This window comes from Vibrio sp. 10N.261.51.F11 (assembly GCF_041471665.1).
Lineage (GTDB): Bacteria > Pseudomonadota > Gammaproteobacteria > Enterobacterales > Vibrionaceae > Vibrio > Vibrio crassostreae_C.
In genome coordinates, this window is the sequence record NZ_JBFROW010000003.1 from 133,401 (window position 1) to 159,080 (window position 25,680).

The window sequence follows — 25,680 nt, forward strand, 5'->3', positions numbered from 1 at the left end:
GCTAGTCGAAAGGGATCACATCCAAATAAACATCCAGTAATTGAAGAAAGGTAATGTATGACCTGCTTCGCTGTGGGCTCATAGGCACCAGTTTCCTAAATTCTCTTGTGAGTGAATCACGGTTCTCTTTTTTGGTCTGAAGCAGGTGGATGCTAATGTTTCCTTTTTCATGATAGCCAAGAAACTTAGCTTCATCCGAACGGTGTATATCGACACCAATTGCTGTCATTTTTTGAGATAACCGATCATATCTATGTGGGATAACTGCTTCAATAGTTGTGGCATTAAAGCCAACTCGGCTTTGTACTAACTGTTCCCAATATCGGTAATGAGAAATGACTTTATCAATCGTTATTTCATCGGACGCTAGTTTATGAGAAAAATGCCATTTAATTCTTACGTGCTCATCCTTAATGCCAATCACTTTCATGGTTTTGAGTAAGAATGCGACGGTCTTTATATCATGCGTTCGAACTAAGTGTCCTTTAGCCCCTACACAGTGGTGAAGCGCTTTGGTTACTTGGGATAGGTTGATCTTGGCATTACGTAGCGCCTCTGACTGCAACGATTTATCAAATTGCTGCATAAAAAAGTTGAGTTGATCTATTTGATATTGATTTAGCCTGTTTATGCCGCAAAACTCAGGAAGGGTGTTTTTGGATCTTCTCGTGTAAATCTCGCCATGTGATTCCAGTCTAAGTGCAATCCGAGTTATGAGCTGTGCAGATATCTTTGTTAATTCTGCGGTTTGTTTTATAGAGTAACCATAACTTAATAGGGAAATGCCTTTAAAAACGTCAGCAATGGGAACACTGTTCGACGAAGGTTTTCTCTCTTCTTTGTTAATAAGTAGCTCAAGAGATCGTTCAAGGTCGGGCTTGGATTTTCCAACCATAGTCATTGGTAGTGCGTCATGATAAAGAGCCAGCGGTTTGCCATTTCGGATTGGCCTCATACTCTTGTTATCGAGTTTTACTGTGTAATCAATACTATACTGCAATAAGTGAAGGGGAGACTCATTTCGCCTCCTATTTAATAAGTAAATATGAAGGGCGGCTAGGTGTATATAAGAGCTGAATGTCGTTTCAATGGTGCCATGTCCAAGTAAACGTGATAGTACAAATGCCTTTTTCCTTGTATTAGTGCATATACCCAAGCGATGAAATAGCTGGTTTTGCCTATCTGCCGAGAAGAAATTGTGCTGCAATGGCAGAGGGAGGTTATTAGTAGGGTAGCGATTGAAATTGATTAATAACCAATTCCAATTTGCAAAGCTGTGCCGTAGGTGATGAAACCTAAGTTTATCGTCTTGGGTGATCTCTTTTAAGACGACAGTAAGTAATGTAAATGCGTTTTTTAGTCTTTTAGGATCCTGAAAAATTAGAGCATTTGCCTTTTGAGAGCCAAGTTTGGATTTGTCGATAAATGAAATGAGCTTCTTTTGCCAGTGAATAGGCATCAAGCAATCTAGTGGTAAGTTGCGAGCACTGTTTCCAGTTTTTAAGGATCGATACTTATTGAGTCTGATATGTACTTGAAGGTAGCCGTGGTCGTTCAAATGAAAGTCATTAAGTTGTAGCCCTCCAATTTCGCCTCTACGCAAGCCGCCGTAAAATCCAAGTAAAAATACAACAAGAGCAAGTTCAGCTTCTAAACTATCTTTGTTGAGAAATGATGTTACAGCATCGGCTTCGTGCATTGTGATTAAGTTAGCACTGACATTTGATTTAGATGTTGTTATATCTAAATCAGAGAAGCATAGTTCGGGCACAATTTGAGAACTCACGACAAAATCAGCAAAGTAGAGGACGAAAGATTTCCTTTTAGTTGAGTTGATTCCCTCCGCAACGATATTCAACTTTTCTGCCCACTCTAGAGCATCCATTGTGAATAGGTTACAGTAATTGAATTCTGCTATGAATGGGATTGCGAAGGTTCTCACATAATCGCGAATGGTACTAAAAGTGAGTACTTTCTTCCCTATGTCACCCCGATAAAGCAATTGATACATCCAACTGACTAGAACCCAAACTACTGGATATTTACTAGCGTTATTTTCGGCTTCAAGCCATTCAAAAAGCCCCCTCCTGATTAGCCGCCCTTGATGGGCTTGTTCCTTTCTAGTGTTTTTCGATGTCTTCAATAGGTCCAAGAAGCCATGCAATATGCGCACTAACTCATCGCTACTTAGCTCAGTAATATTATTGTAAGAGGTATGGTTCTTTTTCCATGCGGTGCTTTGTCTAACCGTTGCGGCCTGGTTTGTTAATCTCGCTGGTGGTTTTCTGAAGACATCAATCTTATCGAGGAATACGCGTTTCATTGTTGAACGAGTTAACGGTGTCGATTGTAGTAGGCTAGATTGGATCCTAAAATCGATAGGACTCTGAGTTAGCACCGTTTCGATTCGATGACATTGGCGAATATCAGAAAGATTCAAAGAATATTGTTTAGGTATAGCTGCAGTATGATGACAGTAATCATTGATACAACACATGATTTTTGATGATGTTAACTCTGCTAAGCTTCGTCGTGAAGCCAACTCAGGAACAAGAGTAGGAGCTGTGAGGTGGTACTCATGTTGATGCAATATTGCCTTTTTAATCAATAGCCTAGACTGATTGTAATGTTTCATATTTATGAATGAAATTCGGTGTAAAACTAGAAGGGCTTCAGCGACTGGTGACAGAAAATATTGTTGCTTTCCAGAAAAATAACTTAGTTGTTCAGTTCGATATAGGTCTTGGTTGTTGGTGATTAGAGCTGATATATCCTTTGTATTGACACATCCTTCTTTTAAAAATAGCCATAAAGCAAGCCTCCCTAATGACTGTTCTGAAGACAATGATAATGTGGGTTTCTTGATCTCTGCTTCAAGTTGAGAATAGAGTTTGTCAGCTAACGAGGCTTTGAAAATATTTCCTGGCGTAACTATAGGCTTATCCCTACGAATTTCAGTAAATGAGCCTAAAGGGGGAGAAGTAACCTGGAACTCTCGCTCCAACAACACCAAATAGAGTTGTAAAATTTTCCGCTGCAGGGATTGGACATCTATATTCGAATCGAGTTTTGACTGGAGCACATTGAGTGATTTTATTGTGATGGCGTCAGATTTTGCTTCTTTATCATAAGTGACCACAAGTAATTTAGTGATTAGGGCGTGTAGTTTCTCTATTAACTTTTTTGCTGCCTTTTCTGTATCGAGGACAAATATATTCTCAATATCTTGTTTAAATACTACTGAAGCCTCTGCAATTAATCTTTTAAGGTCTATTGAAGGTGGCATACAGGCTCCTTAGGCCAACAGCGAGCGAATTGGAGTTAAATTCAGATCATTGGCCATACCTTGGATTATTGGACTGACGGCCCTGCATGCTTCGTTGAAGTCGAAGGTTGAATAACGTCCAAGAGGAGCTTCACCAGTGGACCAATGTCCCATAGTGAAGGCTATCGATTCTGGTGGCAGGTTGCTCTTTGTTAAAAAGGTTCTCAAGTAGTGTCGAGTTGCATTGAGAGGGTAGTCTGTATTTTCTTGTTCACTTAACCAAGCTGGGTGTACGTTCCTCATATGTATACCGTGGCGGTTTTCCATGAAATAGAAAAGTACACCGGGGTATATTTTTGAGTTTTTAATCTCTGAGAACCAGTTTGTTGCTTCAGACTGCTTAATTGATAATGACTGAGTCAACTCTTCTGTTTGCTTCTTGGCGTGGAATGCTATTTCAGGTTGTAGTACATGAAGAATGTTAGTTAGCTGTTTGAGGTGGTTTTGATAATGCTTGATCTGTTTATCCAGATTTTCAGCGAGTGGAATAATGCGTGCGTGGGTGAAGTCTACGTCATCTTTATCGCTGATCATTAGCATTTTATAACGACTCAACCTTAAATTTAAAGAAGGGAGAGGGTTATAAACAGCGCGGTAACCTGTCATTGCTAACAGCATTGAGCTTACGTAAAACACGTAATCATTATGATATTGGATTAATTTGTCATACGAAGACTGTATTTCGAGCTGGTTATACCCAGCCAGCTTTCTTTGAAGAGATGCGTAACGCTTTTGAAAGAACGCTTTAGAAGGTAAAAACCTAGAACCAACAACATTGCAGTCACAAGTAATTAGATAATCAATGAGTTTTACATTTCCTACTTTAATACTGGGGATAAACCCTAAAGAGGTTACTCTATCAACGATAGCTTGCCAGAAATAAAAGATACTTGAGCTCATTTCCATAAATGAATATTGAGTATAGTGGCGACTAGCTCGTGTTTTGTAGGTGGTATGATTGAAAGCGAAATCGAAAATAACAGAGTCGATTAATTGGTTGGCTTCGTTAAAGTTAAGACTGAAGTATTGAATTGATTTAAGACTGATTCTGACGGCGTGCGTTTCTGATAGGTTCTTCAAGAATGTTGCACAGCTCTCACGATACCTGCTTTTAGATATTTTATTAAACAACGGACCTGCATTTCGTTGATTGAAATCCAATATAGAAACTAGAAACTCGGGTACTTGTGTGAGTGAATAGTCACTGATTTTTATTAACTCACTTGAGCTAGAGTATTCGGCGACTGTGAGACTATCAACAAATGCAGCCTTAAAGTGCCAAGTGTTATCAATCCGCACAAAGCCCTCACCATCTTCAGAGTGTTTATCGAGAATCTTTAAAGAGCAAACATCTGCTATCGGTCTCGATAGGTAAAGTGAAGCAGTAAGCAACTTGCAGATCACATTCGTCTCAACAACTCCGATAAGTTTACGATAGTTCTTTTTCTTATTTAGTTGAAAAAGTAGAAAAGAGAGGTCGTGAATCTGCAGTATGGTTTTATCAAGAGAAGTTGAATTGTGGGCGCGCTGAATACTTTTGGAGATGTTTGTTATTTGTGTTTGACGGGATGAGTTCTCATTAATCTGCTTAATTGCTGGAATTTCATGTTCCGGTTTTCTGTCTATTGTGGACTCTTTCTTTACGAAGCTCATCGAAGGAAAGGCTTCGGTTTGTTCAATACCCGATTTAGTGTTGTCAATTCGAGTATTTGCGATACTTGTATAGGTATCATTGCTAGCACCTATAACACGCTCGAGTTGTTTGTTGTTGAATCGCTGTCTCAATACCGCACGTGTTGACGATTTCTTTTTAGTCCTATTTTTCCAATTTAGATTGAAGAAGTTGCAGAGTTGCCTTAGTTGGTTGTTAATCGATCCTTCGTATGTATTGGTTTTACGCAAGGTGTCGAATCGGTCAGCAATTTCATTGGTTGTTACCCCAGCGAAGTTGGGTAAGTTAAATGTTTTATTTCGGTTTAGATTACGAAAAGCACTAGTCACTTCCTCTTCTCTTTCAATCTTGAAAATCGTTTCCATATGTTCAAAGAAGTGCGATAGAAAGGTGAGAGTAAAAACAGCACGATTAGAAGTTGAAAAGAACATTTTGTATTGTGCAAGCAAAGCAAAAATAACGTGGGTTTGGCACCAGCCCCGTTCAAAGTGATGGTTTGAAAAGTCGTCCTTGCTAGAGATTTTTGAATCAGCAATTGCCTTAATAAAACTTACTAAATCGTTTTTTGAAATGAGAAAAACGGTTTCGAAAAAGTGTGGATATTGTTGTGCTATTTCGAGTAGGTTACTTAGTACTTCGTTGAGCGCTCTGAATGAAATAGGGCACTCAATTAAAGTGAGAAAATCATACAATCTTTCGAATTCATCATCGCTCAAATTCAATTGTTCATCTAATAAATTTTGCCTAGAAATGAACTCTCTCATGGTCATAAATCTCGATTTGAGGTATTCAATATGGCGGCTAGTTCTTTCTTAGTTTTTAGCTCTGGAAAAATTACTTGCCACTCTTTGTTTGTTAGATAGCTACCTTTTGCCTCATCATTAGGGAACCAGTTTTCTAAGAAAAATTTCACAGTTTTTTCTTTTGTGATAAACAGCTTTTTTAATAATTGGGTGGTTAAATCGGACAAAAATATGAGCCGTTTAATGTCGTTTTGAGGCTTTTTAGTGAGCAAGATAACGGGTGTTTTTCTAGTGAGTGACTGTTCGGAATTAATCGTATTTATAAGTAGAAAGTGAGTGAAAAGACCCGATACGAGATAGTAATGATTTCGTTTTTTATAGACCCAAATTGGAGATTGCAAAGCGACTAGGTTGCTCATAGCCTGGGTACTTTTTGATGCAATCGACTTTGACTTTAAGGCTGAAACGGGATTTGACTCCGCGATGATTTCTGCGAGATCAGGGTCGATAGATATGTCACAAAGATTAACGTGAGAGAGCTCTACGTTGCAGAGCAGGGTAGCGTCGTATTTCTCAAGTCTAGATATAAAATCGCTCAAATGTTAGATCTCGTAGTCGCAAATTGAAATTTTTAAACCTAACTAATTGTAGTATATGGATGTGACAAGAGTGTGCCCAAATTCATACATAAAACATTTCGTCATAACAAAACCTAAGTCACTGATTTAAAATATTCTAGGTTAAGTGTCTGTTTTTTCGGTGGACAGCATGAATTTAGGATGTTCATGTAGATTTTCTATTTACACAGCTACTGTCTTGACATGGCGGGGGTCGGTGATTCGAGTTCACTCGGACGCACCATTCCTTATTTGTTTTTATTGCATAACTATTGAGCTTGTCACAATGGTAGTAATAAGAAACTAGAACATCGCCCGCTTAGCTCAGTTGGTTAGAGTACTTGCATGACATGCAAGGTGTCACTGGTTCGAGTCCAGTAGCGGGCACCAAATTCGTTCTTTCTGAACAAGCAAAAAGCCCACCTAGCGTGGGCTTTTTTGTGTCTGCGTTTCTGGAAAGTACCTTAAATAGCATCATTCTTGTCTGCCTCCCCGTTGAATAATTATTGGATGAGCTAAGTGACTCATATCTCTCAAACTCGATTTGTGACCGCGTGGTGACCATGCTGTGACAACCTTCTAAGCATCTACAGTTGGGAGTAACAGAACATTTAAGAAATAGTCATCAGCACATTTTTAAAAAGAATGCTCTCGTTAATCTGAGTCTGGTGCGGTTTGAAGGGTCCAGCACTACGGTTAATGCAAAACTACTATAGAACTTAGGCTCAAGTTATCAACGTTAACTTTGTGCGGCCAGTGAAGTGGGTGTGCAACAAATTATAGTGTTCTTGTTAACGGGTGATGGCTGATGAGTTATTTCAAGGTGAACTAGGCGCCAGTTGTAGGTGAGGGTAGATTCAAGCAGAGTATGGAAATGTTCAAAAATGGGAAATAGAAAAGAGCCAAATAAACATGGGTTCATTTGGCTCTTTTTTGAGTAGCTCTCATTAATGCAATTGCTTCAAAGAAAAACTGATCCGTGATTGCATTGCAATCAACAGCCAACTGGCATCTCGATTATTTGGCTTGTCTTTACATAGATGTAGTGCTTTTAGTACACCGCGCGTGACTGAATCAATAAAGACATGTTCATGATGGAATTTATCTGGCCACAGTTCAGTACGTTACTTGATAAGTTCGTAAATTTCATCGTATAGCCAATCAATATCTTGATGAGAGATTTTCTGAAAACGCTGAGCCTGAAGAATGTCACAGCACAAACTGGTGCAGTGAATAGCTAGAGGTGAATAAGCCATTTACTTTCCTCCATTTAAATTAGCATCTAATAACTTTTCAAAAGCACTGCCGTCTTGCCTGGTTAGGTTTGGTATATATCGGCTGTAAACTGTGAACAGCATTTTTGTAGTGGTATGGCCCATTTGGCGAGCTATCCACTCAGGTGCTTCTCCGGCTGCTAACCATAATGTTGCAGCCGTATGTCGAGTCTCATAAGGGCGGCGATATTCCATTCCCAAGTTTTTAAGTGTCGGCTTCCAGATTCGGTCTCTGACGTTACCTTTATCTAAAGGGTTTCCAGCTGCATTGCAGAACACATACTCCTTAGTACCAGTCACTTTGTATTGGGATTTTATAGCTTTAAGTACAACAGATGACATTTGAATGTCTCTTGTTGAACCCACCGTTTTCGTTGTGTCTGAACGGCCGTGTACAAACGTTTCTCGAACTGAAATTAAACCACGCTCAAAATCTACGTACTTCCATTTCAGACCATCGATCTCTGAGGTGCGCATTCCGGTGAAGAAACGAACGGTGAAGTAATCTTTAAAATCGGAACGTACCGATGATAAAAACAAGTTCACTTCGTTAAAATCAAACGGGTTTACATTAGTGCGTTCAACACGTGGTGGTTTGATGTTTTCAAACGTCGAACGAAAATCATAGCGATCTCCGGCTTCGCTCAAAATCATGCGCAGTGGTGTCATGACATGATTAATGAACTCGGCAGATAATTTTTTGCCGTTGTTACGCGGTTTCACTAAAGAAGCACGGTACTTTAAGATGTCAGGTCGAGAGATCTTCGCGACGTCTAAATGCCCGAAGTGAGGTACAAGGTACGACCATAAGTAGATCTTCATACCGTCCTTATAGCTTTCTTTCCAACGCACTTCGTTTTCGTCGTACCACTCCTGTGCGAAGCTTTCGAACAAGACAGTTTCAATTCCTTGTAGCCCTTGTACTGCCGTTTTGTAATTACCAAGTAATTCCTGTTTGCGTTTTTGAGCTTGGATGTCTTGTTTCAAAAATGTTTGAGCTTTCTTAGACTCAGGGAAGTACTCACTATATACAAAACAACTCAGGCGAATGTCCGCTTCAATTTGATTTAGCAGTTTCTGTAGCTTGCGTTGGTTTACTTGAGTTGCAGGCAGTGCAGTTTGCTCACGGCAACGCATACCTTCATATCGGAAGTCGAGATAGAGCTTACCGCTACGTGAATTGATACTACCCATGACACACCCTCCCGCCAGCCATTGGAATATACTGAAGGTTACGTGATGCAGATTGGTATAATTCTGCCTCTACCTCTTCCCAAATGTAGAGAATTTTTCTACCATTGAATGGTCGAATGTAGTGTTTACCTTCGATGAAAATTGAATCTCGCAGAGTCGAATTGATATAGTTGGCGCTAAATTTGATACGACCTGCAAGCTCTTTTGCTGTAAGTAATAATTGGTCCATTTGACCTCCATTGTTTGTGTTTTAACAAGACACAAAATCAGCTTAACTATACTTTTGTGTTTTATCAAGACACATTATTATATCTTTTAGGAATTGATGTGTGATTAGATATAACTTAAAGGAACTTATAGATAAAAAATCAGCGGAAGAGGGACGGAAGATCTCTGGAGCTCAAATTGCTGCCGAAATAGGTATTCAGCGTTCGGCCATGGCGAAAATGATCCGAGATGAAGGGTACACTACAACCACAAAAACTCTTGATGCCTTGTGTCAGTACTTTGATTGTGATGTGTCAGAGGTTATTTGGTATCAGAAAAGGAATATTAGCTAAAAACTTATCGAGTGAAATGTAGGGTGTTTTTAGTCGTCACTTTACAATAGGTGTAGGCTGCTGTTTTAAAGCATTCAGCAAGGAGCGTTTATTCATGGATCTTTACACCACAAATACAGTCAGCCCTAGTTTCGAGTAGACAGATAATGTTCCATCTAGAACATCACCAATCTTATCGGGTTGTCTCGAACGAACCTTGATTTATCTAGGTAGACTTTCGTCAAAGTGAGCAGTCAATTGATAGGCTTCTGGTTGTTCTTTTAGCAGCTTTTGGTCTTGTATGACGCCCATACGTCGCAAGTAATAACTGACTAAAGCTCCACGAGTTACTATTTTCATCTTCTTGTTTTTCATAGCGTAGTCGTCAGCAACAACAACTTGTTGTTGCTCAGACAAGTAAGGGTTAGGTGTAATCATTAACTTAACTTGATGGTTCCAGTTGTCATCATGTTCTCGCATTTTTGGTGACTTATCCATTAAGTCAGGTTCGTTCCTAAAGCGACTTAACACGAAATCTCGAAATTCATTTTTCTCTTCACAATATGCTCTTACATGCCACCTGATCCCATCATAGACTAAGCTGTGAGGCGCAATAATTCGACCTCGAACCTCAGGTGTAGAGAGCGATACATAGTCAATATCGACGCGAAGGTTAGCCCTTGCTGCCGCAATTAATCCTCGAACAATGCTTGGTGATATAGCCCTTTCAGGAACGTTCAATACGGTCGATTGAGCTTCCCCCCAATTAAAGAACTCGAAGGTCTCTTCTTGGTTATATTGCTGATGAAGCATAAGTAGATACTCATGAGCAGTGCCTTGAGTAAATAAAGGCTTAAAGTTGTCTGCTGGCCTATAGCCTTTAATTGTTCTATCCAGTATCAATTGACCTTGGTCAGTTAAGCTAATGTACTTGTTGATATCCCTAGAAGCTTGTTGTCTCCCTATGTGAAAAGCATCACATAGGTGATTTGTCGTCAGTCGACCCTCCCAAAGAGCAATGATCTCAATTAGTCGAAATCGTACTTGTTGGTCCCATTTGATATCTGCTTGACTCATGTTCGTGCTCATAAATGTTACATGTTGATGTATACAGTATATACATGTAGTGAAAAAGTACATATATTTATTGTGGATATTGGCAAGGGCAAGAAAAGTCAGGAATCTTTACTGTGAGAGAGTCGATGGTATTGAAAGCTGTAACCTGATTTAGTGGCCACAAATTCAAACTGGTTGATTTTCAGTCAAGAAAAACAACATAACTCGAGATAGATACGATGATGTATGCCGGATTGACCAAAGTTATCGCAATAAATTCTTATCAGAAAAACAAGATGTTTTCTGAGTATTCTTTTGACGCTCCCACTCAGATCACTGGCGGTAACGGAGAAGGCAAAACATCACTTTTAAGGCTCATTCCGTTCTTTTATGGAGCGACTGGCACGCAGATCGTCAGGAAATCGAATGTCAATAAGCCCTTTGCCGAATGGTATTTACCACACAACAACAGTTATATTGTTTTCGAGTACATTACTGCTCGTGGTCAAGTTGCTCATGTCATTTGTTATCGAAACCTTAGTACTAAAGGTGGCATTGTTTACCTTTTCGTTAAAGGTCAGTTTGAGCAGTCAGTGATCATTAAACAAGACAGCGAAGATAAGCCTTACGCTATCGGCTGTACAAAGCTGGCCGCGGAGCTGAACGCTAACGGCTTAGAATACGAGTCGCGTATTACTAGCGTCAAAGAGTACCGCGAAATTATCCAAAATATTAATGCAGGGAATTTGAGCAATCAGTTCCTGAGCTACTCTTTGTGCTCTGGTCGTCATGATGTCCGTCACATTGAAAAAATCACAGCGGCGTTGATTCAAGGTGAATTCAATATGGCCGACACAAAGGCGCTTTTCCTGGATATCCTCGAGCAAGGAAATAGCACATTAGAGTTTGGTGTGGATGCAAACAGAATTGAACAATGGTGTGATGACTACAACGGCCTAACAGCGTTCCTAGCCAAAAAAGAAGCGTTCATTGAAGCTATTGCGAACAATAAGCAGATTGCCTATCTAACCACTCAGCTCGCCAATGCCTTAACAATCATTCGTGAAGCCTCTGAAAGCCTTGATGAATCTCTTAAGAAAACCGAAATCGAGCGCTCAGATTTTCTTGAAAACAGTGACAAGCAGATTGGCGAAATTAATCAAGATAAGCTTGATAAAGAGGTTCAAAAGAGCGCTCTTCAACGCTCTATCACAAGTATTAACTCTGAGATCGAAGTACATCACAGCAAGCTTATAACATACGAAAATAGTGGTTATCCAGAACTGTCCGTTAAGCTAAAGCAATTGCCAGAAATGGAAGACAGGGTGGCACAACAAAGACAAAGTTACGCCGATCTTGAAACTAAGGTAAATGATGCGAAAGCAAAGTATGAGAAAGACAAACAAAACCTTGTTAGTAAGTTCAATAAAGAAAAGTCTGACCTAACAGAGCAAAAACTTGATGCCGAGAAAGAGTGCAAGGTTAAAAAAGACAAGATAGACGATGTATATCAGCCACAGTTAAAGGAACTGACCCAAACCCATACGATTTTTACAGCGGATAAATCTCAGGCTCTTATGGAGCATAGGGCTGAACTCGCTACTCAAAAGCAGCGACTAAAGAACCCAGATATTGATGAGTTTCTCATTGAGCAGAGAGAGCAGTTGGAGTCTGAGAAGGACAGATTACAAGAACAAGTAGACACGTTAAAACACACGACAACTTTGAGTGAGAAGGAAGGAGTCAACTTACAAACTAAACGTGAAAAGCTACTCGAAAGATTAGAGGCCACTCGTCGAAATATGCGCGATGCCGAAACCAGGCTAAAAGTAGTCAGTAACCGATTAGACCCAGATTCAGGAACCTTGTTCTCGTTCCTGGAGGCTAATCGACAGGGGTGGCAAAGCTCTCCACTTGGTCGTGTTCTCACCGATGAGCTTTTGATGGACACGACACTCACACCATCAATGACTGAAGATTCAGGTTCAATGTACGATTTATATATCGATACGAGCAACCTAGCAGATTGTAGTGTCACCAACAAAGCTGATGTGGAAGAGCAGGCTCACTTGATGGACCGTATCGTTGAGCTTGAAGACGCAGAGGCTGATTTCAATAAGCAAATTTTGAAAAATGATTTTGCTGTTAAGCAGTCAACGCTTGAGTTATCACGATTACGCAATGAACTGCGAAACGCTGAGGGTGACCTATCACAAACTAAGGTTAACCTTAAAAACAAGAAAATAGAGATTGCCCGTGCAAAAGAGGGCTTAGTCGAAAAAATTAATATAAACATCAAATCGATTGAGAAAGCTATAGCCCTGATTGATAGGGAAATCTCAGTAACGCTTGAACGTTTTGAAGAAGCAAAATTAGAGCTAAACAACGACAGGCTTACTCAAATTAGCAATGTTGAATCATCACTTGATCTCACGATCGGAGCTATAGATGAACTACTGGAAAAAAGTACTCTGACGTTGGGCGAGAACAAACAGCGCATCAAAACGGAGTATGAACAGCGGTTGAGTGATCAAGGTATTAGCGGTGAAATCTATCAACGCTACAAAGAAGAAATTGAATTGCTTGATAATGAGATCAAAAACTTAAAAGTGAAGTCTCATAAAATCAAAGAATACGAGATATGGCTTGCTGTTTATGAAGTGGATGATCCTAAGAGACGTGACGATCGAAATACTAAGGTCAAAGAACTTGAAACGGTGCATCAAGAGTTTGAATCTTTTGAAACTAAACTGAAAGAGTTGAGAGCCAAAGCTCATCGAACCAAAAAAGAGTTTGATGAGAAGCTCTCTATCTTGAGAAACCACAAACAGCGAGCTGACAGTGCAATCTCTCGCCTAACTAACTATGTGATGTTTGAGGGCGAAGAAGGCAGCCAAGAAGCGCTCGATTATAACGGCGATTTAAATTCACTCTTGAGCTATGTAGAGAGCAAACTCCCGGAGTTAGAGAGGCTTACTAAGCTACGTAAAAAAGATATACAACAGATGGAAACTATCACTCTCAACCTTGGTGACGGGGAGCTGTATCGTTTCTGGAATGAAAGCAGCCGAAACGCCATTACAGAGGATATTGTTGCTAGTGACTCTAAGCGAATAGATATTCTAGAAATCATCATGAATGACATTATTCCTCAGGTGACCAGCATAACAATTGAAAGCGCGGTCAACATGGGGCGTATGCTCGTTGACTTCAAGCATCGGCTACTCGGCTTCGACCGTGACATTAAGAAACTTGGTCGTAATATCTCTGAACAAGTAAAGCTCAATAACACGTTCTCGGTGGTTGGTTCTATTGACATTAACGTTGAAAGTTCACTTTCCAAACTACAAGGTTGGCAAGATATTATTAACTTCTCTGAGATTTACGAAGAGTGGGATAAAACGGGATCTGCTGAGCTACCAACCAAAGAGTTTTTCAACGCTTTAAGTACACTGACATACCATATTAGTGCCGAGAAAGTTAAAAAGCCTACTGAGCTGTTTGACATCAAATTTGAAGTCATCGAGAACAACCAGCGTAAAACGGCCAAAACAGATAAAGATATGCGTGATTTGGCCAGTAATGGTACGAACTTGCTCATTCAATCCATGTTGTATTTAGCACTTCTGACACAACAACGTGGAGCAAGTCGACTATCAATAACTTACCCAACCGATGAGATTGGTAAGCTGACGGCAGAAAACCAAGCCAAACTGCTCCAAATGATGGGGGCACATAACTTCAATGTTATCGCGGCTCAACCCGATGGCAATAATCGTACGGCCAACTTATTTAAGTATCTGTATCACTTAACGCCTTACAAGAACATTTTCAACAAACCTAAAGTAAGCAAACTTGCGTTAGCTAAAGCCGCTGAAACTAGCACAGGAGTAGAAGCATGAAGCCAGTATCACAAGTCTTAGAATCTCTACTTAGTGGTAGCTTTATCTGCCCAGCAACGGATCGTGAAGCTTACAAGACGCTTAAAGAGGATCGTACACGCCGAGAAATCAATCAAGCGTTGACTCTTATGGGGCGCGAGCTCCAATGTACGAGCAGAACCAGCGCCTATTATGTTACCTATAAAAGTATCGACGACCACAATCGTCGTCAGGTGACCGCGTTGATGAGTAATGTACACGGTATCATTCGACCTGTGGTTAAGTTCGTAGCGACAGTCAGTGAGGCTGCTCAAGTTGAAGCAGTGATGGTTGGTGGTGATGAGTTAAATGTGCCTATGCTGAGTGCGCAAATCCAATCGTCTCCTAGCTTGATGGAGAAACTCGATAGTATTTATCGACTTCCAAAAGTGAGTCGGAAAAAAGTGCGTGACAGTGCAGCGGATAAACTCAATGTAGTTGTCGAATTTCTGGTTAAAGAAGGGGTGGCTCATTTAGTAAACAAAGAGCGCCAACTCTATGTGATGACGGGAAAATTAGACTTTGTCTACGAGGTGCTCGATTTCATCGATACGCATGAAAAGATCGTTGAGACAGTTAACAAAGCAAACGAGAACCAAGGGGAGTTCGACTTTTGATGAGCCCTCAAAACAATGGGAAACATGGTGGTGTTAACCACATGCTTCGCTTAATCAGCCAAGCAAAGGACACACTAACGCATGTTTTTGAAAATGGCACGATACGTGAAACTCATGAAAACGCCAATGACCTACGTAAATTAAAAGAAGCCCGTGTTGTTATCGTGACAAGCCGCGGCTACCGCGTGCACCCTAAGATGGAAGCATTGATGAACTACTTCCTTGAAACTGAAGCAAGTTCATTTCTCGGGACTCAACATGCTGAGCGCATTCCAGAAATTCAGGGCTTAGCGCAAGAATACCTGGAAGCTAAATTAAATGGCAAAAGAGAACAAGAGGCGGATAGGTTTAATAGCCTTGAAGGTGTGGTTTATGAAATCACGATGGACTTGCAAGAGTCTTGTCGTCGTCTAAGAAACCGTATCAGTTATGACTTTGGCTATGGCCATACGCTCGCTCAAAAACAAAAAGAGAACCAAGTTGCTATAGAGCAAGCTGAAAAGCTTGTTAGTGGGATGAAAGCTTTCTCTTTTAAGTTGTTGAGTGAAATGGCTGGAGATAACTCAGAGCTCAACACCTTGTTTTGTGCTGAAATGCACAGTGCGATTCGTAGTTGCCAACAAGAGCTCGGATCTATCCTAATTCAACTCCGAGCTTTGATGCTGAAGTATCGTAACCGCGAGCGTGATAAGGACCTGATCAATGCCTTTGATCGGTTTATTGATCAAGAACCACACTGGACACCAAGTGACGATTTGATCTTGCCTGATGAGGTAGCAAAGCACGATGGTATACCGATGTTTTGGCTTTCAGAGCCGATACAATTTGCACATCACCCAAATCCTGATGATATGGACCAAGAGCCGGAATTGGCCGATATTGTTGAAAAAATTACGGCACAGCCCGCCGAACAAGAAGAGCTTCCGGTTGTTGAAGAAGCTGAGCGCCGAGAATTGACTCTTGATGTTGAAATACAAGAGCTGATTGAAGCGGACATTGATTCACATTGCGATACCTTTTTTGCTGAAGCCTTTATTGGCAAAGGAAAAACCAGCATTTCCGCTTTGGAGTATTACGAGCAAGTTAATAATGATTTGCCGGAAGATCTTGATCAGCTCACTTGCGCTAAAGACGTGTGGCTATTTAGCGTGCTTAATTTCCATAGTTCAATGCTTCCCGAAGATAGCAAAGGCTTTACCGTTGAGCCTATCGGGTCTTATACCTATTTAGCAAAAGGTAGCAATATAGGTTACGGCAACCTTCACTTAGAAGATGTGTCTATAGCGAGGAAACTGTGAGTAGAATTATTGATGATATAACGGGTAGTGATTTATATCGGTTAAAGCAACTCTTCTCTCCTGCGAAGGTTAATGAAGGTGCCAGTGTAGCGCTGAGTGGCGTGTTTGATACTTTTCATCGCGACTTTAGTGTTGGGAGCGCCAGAGGAGAACATTTGCAGCTGACGCCTAGAGATATACGTCAAATTAGGAAGGTGATTAAAGATCAATCTGGTTTTGATCTTTTAACTGATCCCATCCCTAATTCTCGAACGGATATGGCTCAGTTCTTTCCTAACGAGAAGTTAAGCTCAAGCCCTGTCAAAGACAAGGTCATTAAAGTTTATGGGATTTTGTCCACGAACATAAATGGTAAATCATATGACTTACAAGAGGGCATGAACATTGAGGTAGCTCTAAGTCATTTGACGAGCATTGAGCACAGCCAAGTTGTGATTGTTGAAAACTATGAAGCATTTTCTAAGTTTAGATTAGTACAAACCGACATAGGATCTAATCCTCTTATTGTTTACCGAGGAGATAAGGACACGGGAGTAATATCAAAAGAAATTGCGTTGGCTTTTCCAGGCGTAGAGCTTATAGCTTGGTTTGATACCGATCCTAAAGGTATCTCTTTAGCTTTATCATCGGGAGCGACTTATATGCTGCTACCTAATTTATCAACAGATACTCTCAAAGAACATGGCCGCTCAGAGCTATTTGCGGACCAATACCAAAACTGGAATCGAGTCTCAAAACTTATCCCCTCCAAGTTAGAGTCCATAATGTCTGAACTGGAAAAAGGGATAACCCAAGAGTCAATCATGGCAAATCAGATAGCCGTAAGGTTACATCAAATTTAGTCACGTAAATGTTGAGCTCCCCTGTAAGTGCGGAGATAGGCATGTTTACCTTGGGGTAATCAATCAAATGTTGTGAAGCTCATGCAGAGTGCCTACAAGACTGTTAAGTGCTGCTAATCTAGCCACTGAATTATTTATAAAGATTAAACGAATTTTGTGGCTTTTTTAAAATGCTCGATCATTTGGATATTTCCTTATCTTAAGGCACGTAAAAAGCGCCTAAAATTGGAGCTTTATCAATTCAACTCATTCAATTTCATATATAATCTTCCTCAATAGTCTGCGGTTGAAAGCAGAGTCCTACATTATTCGAGTAATTAAGAACATGGCAAAAGAACCCGCTAACAAGAAACCCGCCTCAAAAGCTAAGCCTGCGTCAAAAGCTAAGAAAGCGACCAAAGGCTTTGAAGAGACCCTTTGGGATACTGCTAATCAGCTGCGTGGCAGTGTTGAGTCATCTGAATACAAACACGTGGTATTAAGCCTTGTGTTCTTAAAGTTCATCAGCGACAAGTTTGAAGCACGCCGTCAGAAGATGATAGACGACGGGCAAGAAGCTTTTGTTGAGATGAAAGAGTTCTACCAACAAGACAATATCTTCTTTTTGCCAGAAGATGCTCGCTGGTCATTTGTTAAAGCGCGTGCTAAGCAAGACGATATCGCCATCATTATCGATACCGCTCTATCAACCATCGAAAAAAACAACCCAAGCTTGAAAGACGCTTTGCCAGACAACTACTTCTCGCGCCAAGGTCTGGAAGTGAAAAAGCTGGCGTCACTTATCGACAGCATCGAAAACATCGATACGTTAGCGAACGAATGTGACATGAGCGAAGAAGACTTAGTCGGTCGTGTTTACGAATACTTCTTAGGTAAGTTTGCAGCAACCGAAGGCAAGGGTGGTGGCGAGTTCTACACGCCTAAGTCAGTGGTAACACTGTTAGCTGAAATGCTAGAACCTTTCCATGGTAAGATCTACGACCCGGCTTGTGGCTCGGGCGGTATGTTTGTTCAGTCTTTAAAATTCATTAAAGAGCACGAAGGGCGCACCAAAGATATTGCTATTTATGGTCAAGAGTTGACCTCGACCACTTATAAACTGGCGAAGATGAACTTAGCCATTCGTGGCTTATCAGGCAATTTGGGTGAGCGTGCAGCAGATACCTTTTTTGCTGACCAGCATAAAGACTTAAAAGCCGATTACATCATGGCTAACCCACCGTTTAACCTTAAAGGTTGGCGTAATGAAGCAGAGCTAACCGATGATGCGCGCTTTGCTGGCTATCGCACACCGCCAACAGGCAACGCCAACTACGGTTGGATTTTGCACATGCTCTCTAAGCTAAGTGAAACAGGCACTGCTGGTTTTGTTCTGGCGAACGGCTCTATGAGCTCAAATACGTCTGGTGAAGGTGAGATCCGCCAGCAGCTAATCGAGAACGATCGCGTTGAGTGTATGATCGCGTTGCCGGGGCAGCTGTTCTTTACTACGCAGATCCCTGTATGCATTTGGTTTATCACTAAAGACAAAACCGAGAACACCACCAAAGGTTTCCGTAACCGCCAAAAAGAGACGCTATTTATTGATGCTCGTGAAATGGGCACCATGATTAGCCGCACCAATAAAGAACTGACCAAAGACGATATCGCTCTAATTACCGACACTTACCACGCTTGGCGCTGTGATGAAGTAGAACTCAAAGCGCGTATAGAACGTGGTGATGGTAAAGTTGAGAAGTATGAAGATAAAGCAGGCTTTAGCAAATCAGCGACGATTGAAGACATTAAAGCTAATGATTTTGTACTGACTCCGGGCCGCTATGTTGGCGCTGCTGATGTGGAAGATGACGGCATTCCGTTTGAAACCAAGATGAGGGAGCTTTCACAAACCTTGTACAACCAAATGAATCAATCTCAAGAGTTGGATAAATCAATTCGCCAGAACTTAGAGGTGTTAGGTTATGGGGAGTGAGTGGGTAGCTACTACATTAGGTGATATAGCTCTAGGTCGAGACGGTGCTGTAGACGGTCCCTTTGGCTCTAACCTTCCTGCATCTTGTTATCAAGACGTAGGAATTCCTGTAGTGAGAGGAAGCAATTTGTCGGTTGGACTCGGAGAATTTAAAGATGATGGTTTTGTTTATGTATCTGATAGTACGTTTGACAAATTGTCTCGAAGTGAATGCAAAGCAGGGGATATTGTTTTTACGAAGAAGGGAACACTTGGTCAGACGGGTTTGATAACTAGTGAGCATAAATTTGACCGGTATTTGCTTTCGTCCAATCAGATGAGATTACGTGTTGACCCAACTAAAGCCATTCCTGAGTATGTTTACTTTTGCGTATCCTCGAAGAAGACCATTCTAAAGTTAATCAAAGACTCTGAAAGTACAGGGGTTCCCAAAATTAACCTAGCTTATTTGAAGAGTATTCAAATCGAGCTACCAAGTATTGAGATACAGAAAGAAATAATAGGGCATCTCGGTGCACTAAATTCCAAAATCACTCTCAACAACCAAATCAACCAAACCTTAGAGCAAATGGCGCAAGCCATTTTCAAGTCATGGTTTGTCGATTTTGATCCGGTTAAAGCCAAGATGAATGGCGAACAGCCAAAAGGGATGGATGCTGTCACTGCCTCGCTTTTCCCAGAAAAGCTAGATAGCGAAACTGGTATTCCTGTTGGCTGGAGTCAGGGCGTGATTGCAGATATTGCCAAGCTCAATGCGAAGTCATGGACAAAGAAAAACCAACCCGAACAAGTTCACTATGTTGACCTAGCAAACACAAAAAATGGTGTAATTGAAACAGTCACAAGTTATGACTTCAGTGAAGCGCCATCACGAGCGAGAAGAATCTTGAACTCTGGGGATACCATTGTTGGTACTGTACGTCCGGGAAATCGATCTTTTGCATTTATCGGTGATACAGAACAACCACTTACAGGTAGCACAGGCTTCGCTGTTTTATCGCCAAAAGAAGAGTGTTGGACATCGTTTGTTTACCTAGCTACTACCAATGATGACTCTATTGACGAGTATGCTCGTTTAGCTGATGGTGGTGCGTACCCAGCAATTAAGCCTGTAGTTGTTGCAGATACTCCATGTGCAATCCCTACCAAGGATATTGCTCAAAAATTCTGGCAGCTTACAGGTTCAATGTTGAAGAAAGCTCATCAAAACCATCTTGAGAATGAAGAACTCGCAAAGCTCCGTGACACGCTACTTCCTAAATTGCTTTCCGGCGAAATCGACTTAGAAAACGTGCAAGTAGAACAAGCTAAAGCACTAGCAGAGTAACCTTTCGTCATTCCAGAAAGTGAGGAACGAACTTATCAGGAATCTCGTTTTTGACGGTGGTGAAAAGCGAGATCTCAGATACCTCGCGCCTCGGTTCTGAGATAACGAAGGTGGGAATTAGATGAATCCGAAATAGAACAAAGCAAAGCGTAGGTGGAACCATAATATAATGAACGCAACTAATACTCGTGAAATCGACATTTCTGAATTGACGACACTGTGTGAAACAAGCACTTTGCAAAAAGGCATCTTGCTTTCACGCAGTGGTGCAGTACGCAAGCTTAACCTTGTTGGCAACACCGCGACCGCACAGGTCAAAGGCAGCCTCAATTATCAAGTGAGCCTCGATTTCACTGGCGATCTGGTTGGCACTTGTACTTGCCCTGCGGCGCAATATCAAATGTTGTGCAAGCACGGCGTGGCGGTTGCCCTTTGCCTACAAGACCAAGAACAAGCTTTAAACCAAAGTAGTGAACGAGATACCATAAAAAATCACCTGCAAAGCCTTGGTGAAGAGGCCATGGTAGAGATGCTACTCGAATACCTAGAAGAAGATGAGTACACATGGAATGCACTGCTGACAAAAATTGAAATACGCGAAAAGCCAGCCGTATATGGCGAGCTGAAAAAGTTGGTTACCCAAGCCTTACCGCGAGAACAGCTCTGGGATTGGCGAGAAAGCCATGATTATTTCAACTCAGCAGAAATTCAATTGAACATGATCATTGAATCAATGCAAAGCCTTAACGCCGATCATCAATGGAAATTAATCAACTACCTTGTTGAACGGTTGAATAAGGTGCTAGAGCAAATTGATGACTCCAATGGCGATCGTTATGGCATTGAAAGCATGATTAACGAACACATGCCAAAGACGCTGGCAAAGCTTAATTGGAGTGAGCAAGAGAAAGCGCAGTGGATGTTTGAGCGTTTGACCCATTACGAATTTGACGTATTTCCTTCGATTGAAGAGAGTTTTGGAGCGATTTGGCAATCTAACACCCACTTTCTAACCTTATGCCGCCAAGCGATAGATCAAGCATCGCAAGATGAGAGTAGCTGGAACTTACGCTCATGGGCAGTTCCGTTAATGAAACACAGCTCCGATTGGCGTGAAGTGGCGGAAATTAAACAAAAAATAGCACGAACGTGTCGAGATTATCTTGAAGTTGTTGATATGTTCATTGATGAGCAAGAGCCGTTAGAAGCTGAGTTTTGGTTAGCTAAGGCGAAAAAAATGGCGAGTGATTATGAACTTCGTGCGTGCGAACAAGCTCAATTCCGTCTTTATGTTGAACTAGGTGAAATCCATTCTGCATGGGTATTAGCTAACCGTTTGTTAGAACAATCACCAAGCTTTCAATATTATCAACAGTTAGCGAAGTTTAAAGCCAATTACCAAATTGATGATGTTGAATTTTTCTCCCGCACTGAACTGCTACTTGCCAATGCCTATCAACAACCAGACCGCTATAATCAAGCTTCTGATCGTACGGATGCCTTGGTTCTGTTCTATATCGATAACCAGCAATTAGACAAAGCGTGCGAATGGGTTGCCGAACATAAAATATCAATACAAGGACTTATTTCGCTTGCCGATCATATTGTGGATGATAAACCTGAAAATACGCTGGATTATTATCTGCGAGCAGTCTCATCTTATATCGAACAGACCAATAATACGGCTTACGATCAAGCTTTAGAGTTACTTCGACGTTTAGAGAATATGCTGAAATCGCATCCTACTCAATTGGCGACATTTTATAGTCAGGTGGCGCAACTCGCTACCACGTACAAGCGTAAGCGTAATATGTTCGCTTTAATTCAGAAATATTATTCAAAATATATCTGATTCTGCGGAGGTGACAAGATCTGCGGTGTTGAGAAAATGGAACAAAGCCCGAAACCGAGTTACTACAAAACAAATTTAAATAACTCAATTTAGAAAACAACAAACAACGTCAAACAGCAGTAGGAAAAGGCGATGAGCTTAAAATTCACAGAAGCCAAATTAGAACAGGCCATTATTGAGCTATTGGGTGAGCAAGGCTACCCACACGTAGTGGGTGAACAAATAGCGCGTGAAGACAAAGAACAAGTACTCATTGTCGATGACTTACGACGCTACCTTGCCAAGGAGTACCGAGGCGATGGTATCACCGAGAGCGAAATTGACACCATTGTTCGTAGGATCTCAACGTTGCCTGCCAGTGATTTGTACCATAGCAATAAAACCTTCTGCCAATGGCTAACGAATGGCTTCTTGTTTAAGCGTGAAGATCGCTCAAAGAAAGACCTCTATATTGAGTTAATCGATACAAGACATTTGGCACAAGCCTTACGCTTGATGTTTGTCCCGCTGCTAGAGAATAAATCTAAAGCAGATAATACTGATAGAGAAGTTGCAGAGGGTAATGTTAGTTACTTAGAAACATATCGCCTAGACCCGACTGATACCAATATCTATAAAATCGTTAACCAGCTAGAGATTGAAGGTGTCGATGAACAAGTTCGAATCCCTGATGGCATCCTTTATGTGAACGGCTTACCGCTGGTGGTGTTTGAATTCAAAAGTGCCGTGCGAGAGAAAGACGCGACCATCTTTGATGCATGGAAGCAAATTTGCGTTCGTTATCGCCGTGATATTCCCAAGCTGTTCGTCTACAACGCGATGTGCATCATCAGCGATGGCGTGAACAACAAAATGGGCAACCTGTTTGCGCCGTATGAGTTCTTCTACGCATGGCGCAAAGTAACGGGTAATGAGTCTACCGAAAAAGAGGGTATTAACTCTCTCTACACCATGATTGCTGGGTTATTTAACCAAACCAGATTACTTGATGTGGTGAAGAACTTTGTCTTCTTCCCTGATACTTCAAAGAAAGAGATAAAAATCTGTTGTCGTTACCCGCAGTACTACGCAGCGCGTAAGCTTTACTACAACATCGACAAAGAACGTAAGCCATACGGTAGTGGTAAAGGCGGTACTTACTTTGGTGCAACAGGGTGTGGTAAGAGCTTTACCATGCAGTTTCTATCTCGCCTATTGATGAAAAGCATCGATTTTGAAAGCCCGACCATTGTACTTATTACCGACCGCAACGATCTCGATGACCAGCTTTCTAAACAGTTCTGTAATGCCTCTGATTACATTGGTGATGAGATGGTGGTGCCAGTTAAAAGCCGTCAAGATTTAAGAGATAAGCTACAAGGCATCAAGAGTGGTGGTGTGTTCCTGACTACCATTCATAAGTTCACCGAAGACATCGAATTGCTTTCAGAGCGTACAAACATCATCTGTATTTCTGATGAAGCGCACCGTTCACAGGTCAACCTCGATAAGAAAGTGGTGATCAAATATCAAGATGGTGTAGCCGTCGATGTGAAAGAGACATACGGCTTTGCTAAGTATCTACACGACTCTCTGCCAAGCGCGACTTACGTTGGCTTCACCGGAACGCCGATCGATGCCACCCTTGATGTATTCGGTGATGCAGTAGACAGCTACACCATGACAGAATCTGTTAATGATGAAATTACGGTTCGTATTGTTTATGAAGGCCGAGCCGCTAAAGTCATTCTTGATAACAGCAAGCTTGAAGAGGTCGAGAAATACTACCAAGCGTGCGCAGAAGCGGGCACCAATGAACATCAGATAGAAGAGAGCAAGAAAGCTTCTGCCAATATGAACGCGATTCTTGGCGACCCTGACCGTATTGAAGCTTTGGCGAAAGACTTTGTTGAACATTATGAAGGGCGAGTTAAAGAAGGTTCTACGATAAAGGGCAAGGCGATGTTTGTCTGTGCGAGTCGTGAAATCGCGTTTGATTTTTATAAGCAAGTCAAAATCTTAAAGCCAGAATGGTTTGAGGAAAAGCTATCAATTGATGGTGTCGAGCTGACGGATAAAGAGAAAGAAGAGTTAAAGCCACTTGCGATGGTGCAAATGGTGATGACGCGCGGCAAAGACGATGATCCTGATCAGTACAGCCTGTTAGGAACCAAGGAATATCGAAAATCGCTCGACCAGCAGTTTAAGAGTCCTAAGTCGAATTTCAAAATAGCCATTGTAGTCGACATGTGGTTAACAGGTTTTGACGTTCCTGAATTGGATACTATCTACATCGATAAGCCGTTGCAGAAACACAACCTGATTCAAACCATCTCACGTGTTAACCGTAAGTTTGAAGGCAAGGCGAAAGGGCTGGTTGTCGATTACATTGGTATCAAGTCGCGAATGAATCAAGCCTTAGCAATGTATTCAAAGGCTGATGAGACTAACTTTGAAGATATTCGTTTTTCTGTCATTGAGGTGAAGAACCACCTCGATCTATTAAGACAGATGTTCCACAAGTTCGATACGTCAGGTTATTACACAGGAGAGCCGTGTAAGCAGCTGGAGTGCCTTAATCAGTCGGCAGAATACATCCTTCAAACCAAGAAAGGCGAAACCCGATTCATGGCTTTAGTGGGCCGTATGAAGGCGGCTTATGATGTTTGCTGTGGTAGTGAATTGTTATCTCAGCAAGAGCGTGACCAAATTCACTTCTATATCGCAGTGCGCTCTATCATCTTTAAGCTAACCAAAGGTGATGCACCAGACACGGCACAAATGAATAGACGTGTTCGTGAGTTAGTGGCAGAAGCACTTCGTGCCGATGGAGTAGAAGAGATCTTTACGATTGGTGATAAGCACGCCGAAGCTATCGATATTTTTGACGAAGATTACCTAGCTCGTATCAACAAGATTAAGCTGCCAAACACCAAGATTCAGTTGCTTCAAAAGCTGTTAGAGAAGGCGATAAGTGATTTTAAAAAGGTCAACCAGCTGCAAGGCATGAACTTCTCTAAGCGCTTCCAATCGCTGGTGGAGCAATACAACGAACGTCGTGAAAATGATGTGTTGAATGGTGAGGAGTTCGATACCTTCTCTCAAGAAATGACCGACATTATCTTTGATATCGTGAAAGAAATGGGCTCGTTTGAAGACCTAGGCATCGACCTAGAAGAGAAAGCGTTCCTCGATATCTTGAACCACATGCGCAAGAAGTACGATTTCACTTACGACGATGACAAGATGCTCGAACTGGCGAAGGAGATGAAAACCACAGTAGACAATGTCGCTCAATACCCAGACTGGGCAGGCCGCGATGACATCAAAGCCAAGTTGAAAGTGGATTTAATCTTACTGCTACACAAATACGGCTTCCCACCAGTTGCCAATGATGATGTTTACAAAGGCGTGCTAGAGCAGGCTGAGAATTATAAGAAGAATAGTTAGGGG

16 protein-coding genes and 1 tRNA gene are annotated in these 25,680 nt (G+C 41.4%); 10 read left to right on the top strand and 7 right to left on the bottom strand.

Annotated elements, in window-relative coordinates; translation table 11 throughout:
* Window position 1 precedes the first annotated feature (1 nt).
* The 3 genes from AB4351_RS01110 to AB4351_RS01120 are packed head-to-tail and all read right to left on the bottom strand — an operon-like array spanning window position 2 to window position 6,339.
* Entirely contained in the window at window positions 2–3,286 is a 3,285-nt protein-coding gene (locus AB4351_RS01110) for a tyrosine-type recombinase/integrase (protein ID WP_372124839.1), read from the bottom strand.
* A gap of 9 nt (window positions 3,287–3,295) precedes the next feature.
* The gene (locus AB4351_RS01115; RefSeq protein WP_372124841.1) at window positions 3,296–5,761 is read right to left on the bottom strand and encodes a hypothetical protein; all 2,466 of its coding nucleotides are present in this window, start codon (window positions 5,759–5,761) and stop codon (window positions 3,296–3,298) included.
* A gap of 2 nt (window positions 5,762–5,763) precedes the next feature.
* Entirely contained in the window at window positions 5,764–6,339 is a 576-nt protein-coding gene (locus AB4351_RS01120) for a hypothetical protein (protein WP_017071509.1), read from the bottom strand.
* Between the two features lie 331 nt (window positions 6,340–6,670).
* Here AB4351_RS01120 and AB4351_RS01125 point away from each other — a divergent pair.
* Window positions 6,671–6,747 (top strand) — tRNA-Val (locus AB4351_RS01125).
* 734 nt (window positions 6,748–7,481) lie between these two features.
* Here the strand turns inward: AB4351_RS01125 and AB4351_RS01130 are convergent.
* Genes AB4351_RS01130 through AB4351_RS01140 form a run of 3 tightly spaced genes read right to left on the bottom strand, consistent with a single transcriptional unit; the run spans window position 7,482 to window position 9,054 of the window.
* Window positions 7,482–7,613 carry a hypothetical protein gene (locus AB4351_RS01130; protein ID WP_017068294.1) on the bottom strand — a complete coding sequence of 44 codons (132 nt, stop codon included), beginning with the start codon at window positions 7,611–7,613 and terminating at the stop codon, window positions 7,482–7,484.
* Window positions 7,614–8,825 carry an Arm DNA-binding domain-containing protein gene (locus tag AB4351_RS01135; protein WP_372124843.1) on the bottom strand — a complete coding sequence of 404 codons (1,212 nt, stop codon included), beginning with the start codon at window positions 8,823–8,825 and terminating at the stop codon, window positions 7,614–7,616.
* Window positions 8,818–9,054 carry a hypothetical protein gene (locus AB4351_RS01140; protein WP_102321027.1) on the bottom strand — a complete coding sequence of 79 codons (237 nt, stop codon included), beginning with the start codon at window positions 9,052–9,054 and terminating at the stop codon, window positions 8,818–8,820. Before AB4351_RS01140 ends, AB4351_RS01135 begins: the two co-directional genes overlap by 8 nt.
* 100 nt (window positions 9,055–9,154) lie before the next feature.
* On the opposite strand from AB4351_RS01140, the gene AB4351_RS01145 reads away from it, so the two are divergent.
* The gene (locus tag AB4351_RS01145; RefSeq protein WP_102393890.1) at window positions 9,155–9,385 is read left to right on the top strand and encodes a helix-turn-helix transcriptional regulator; all 231 of its coding nucleotides are present in this window, start codon (window positions 9,155–9,157) and stop codon (window positions 9,383–9,385) included.
* 201 nt (window positions 9,386–9,586) lie between these two features.
* On the opposite strand, the gene AB4351_RS01150 is transcribed toward AB4351_RS01145, so the two are convergent.
* Window positions 9,587–10,441, bottom strand: a complete 855-nt coding sequence (locus AB4351_RS01150) for a WYL domain-containing protein (protein ID WP_372124845.1) — start codon at window positions 10,439–10,441, stop codon at window positions 9,587–9,589.
* Between the two features lie 221 nt (window positions 10,442–10,662).
* On the opposite strand from AB4351_RS01150, the gene AB4351_RS01155 reads away from it, so the two are divergent.
* From AB4351_RS01155 to AB4351_RS01190, 8 genes are all read left to right on the top strand, one after another.
* The gene (locus AB4351_RS01155; protein ID WP_372124911.1) at window positions 10,663–14,322 is read left to right on the top strand and encodes an ATP-binding protein; all 3,660 of its coding nucleotides are present in this window, start codon (window positions 10,663–10,665) and stop codon (window positions 14,320–14,322) included.
* Window positions 14,319–14,957 (top strand): hypothetical protein, encoded by a 639-nt coding sequence (locus tag AB4351_RS01160; protein ID WP_136974917.1) that lies wholly within the window; start codon window positions 14,319–14,321, stop codon window positions 14,955–14,957. Before AB4351_RS01155 ends, AB4351_RS01160 begins: the two co-directional genes overlap by 4 nt.
* Entirely contained in the window at window positions 14,957–16,255 is a 1,299-nt protein-coding gene (locus AB4351_RS01165; RefSeq protein ID WP_372124846.1) for a hypothetical protein, read from the top strand. The genes AB4351_RS01160 and AB4351_RS01165 overlap by 1 nt, the downstream gene beginning before the upstream one ends.
* Complete coding sequence (locus AB4351_RS01170) at window positions 16,252–17,097, top strand: hypothetical protein (protein WP_372124848.1); 846 nt, start codon at window positions 16,252–16,254, stop codon at window positions 17,095–17,097. The genes AB4351_RS01165 and AB4351_RS01170 overlap by 4 nt, the downstream gene beginning before the upstream one ends.
* Before the next feature lie 325 nt (window positions 17,098–17,422).
* Window positions 17,423–19,069, top strand: coding sequence for an N-6 DNA methylase (locus AB4351_RS01175; protein WP_372124850.1), 1,647 nt, complete (start codon window positions 17,423–17,425; stop codon window positions 19,067–19,069).
* Window positions 19,059–20,396 carry a restriction endonuclease subunit S gene (locus AB4351_RS01180; protein WP_372124852.1) on the top strand — a complete coding sequence of 446 codons (1,338 nt, stop codon included), beginning with the start codon at window positions 19,059–19,061 and terminating at the stop codon, window positions 20,394–20,396. Before AB4351_RS01175 ends, AB4351_RS01180 begins: the two co-directional genes overlap by 11 nt.
* 169 nt (window positions 20,397–20,565) lie before the next feature.
* Window positions 20,566–22,248, top strand: a complete 1,683-nt coding sequence (locus AB4351_RS01185) for an SWIM zinc finger domain-containing protein (protein WP_102398486.1) — start codon at window positions 20,566–20,568, stop codon at window positions 22,246–22,248.
* 132 nt (window positions 22,249–22,380) lie between these two features.
* Entirely contained in the window at window positions 22,381–25,677 is a 3,297-nt protein-coding gene (locus AB4351_RS01190) for a type I restriction endonuclease subunit R (RefSeq protein WP_372124854.1), read from the top strand.
* Window positions 25,678–25,680: the final 3 nt, after the last annotated feature.